Origin of the sequence: Mesorhizobium sp. M1143, from assembly GCF_040318435.1 — a bacterium.
Taxonomy (GTDB): Bacteria; Pseudomonadota; Alphaproteobacteria; order Rhizobiales; family Rhizobiaceae; genus Mesorhizobium.
In genome coordinates this window covers 1-712 of sequence record NZ_JAMYMJ010000200.1, presented here as the reverse complement: position 1 = coordinate 712, position 712 = coordinate 1, and the positions used below count along the sequence as shown (strand labels likewise).

Annotated in this window: 1 protein-coding gene; it reads right to left on the bottom strand. The window is 60.4% G+C overall.

The window, feature by feature from the left end; genetic code table 11:
* Positions 1-38: 38 nt before the first annotated feature.
* The coding region (locus NKH35_RS31935; RefSeq protein WP_352917586.1) for an ornithine cyclodeaminase family protein at positions 39-712 on the bottom strand (674 nt) is incomplete at its 5' end.

Below are 712 nucleotides of genomic sequence, written 5' to 3'. Positions count from 1 at the left end.
GCGTCTCCTCAAGTAGGAACACGTTGATCGAACGAAGGCTACCAGGGCTCCTTGGTCGTTCCTTCTGTCAGTTGACGTGACCGCGCGAATGCGAAGTTAGCGATAGCGGTGTCTTGAATCCCTGTTCCGGTGAGATCCGCGATCGTAATCTGGTCGGCACTGGTGCGCCCCGCCATCTCACCGGCAATGATCTGTCCGAGTTCGGCAAAGCGCGCGTTCTCGTCAACGACACCCGCATTGATGGCGTGATGCAGTTCGCCGAGACGTCTCGTTTGTGCCAGGCTGTCGGCCACATAGATGTCGGCAATGGCGATCACCTGAGGCTCGATCTCATTCTTGTGTTCAGCATCTGAGCCCATTGCTGTTATGTGCTGTCCGGGTGCAAGCCAGCGCGATAAAAAGATCGGGCTCACAGCCGGCGTCGTCGTGACAATGATATGCGCGCCTGCAACAGCCTCCTCCTGGGTCGGGCAAGCGACAACGTCGATCTCCAACTCGTCGGACAGTTCTCGCGCGGCAAGATGGGCTTTGACTCCCCCGCGTGCCCATATTCGGGCCGAACGGATCGGGCGGACAAGCATGAGTGCTTGCAACTGAAGACGGGCTTGCAGCCCCGCGCCCAGGATGGCGGCAATCGAGGCGTCTTTGCGGGCGAGGTACTTGGCGGCGACCGCGCCGGCAGCGGCCGTGCGCAGATCGGTCAGATAACCGT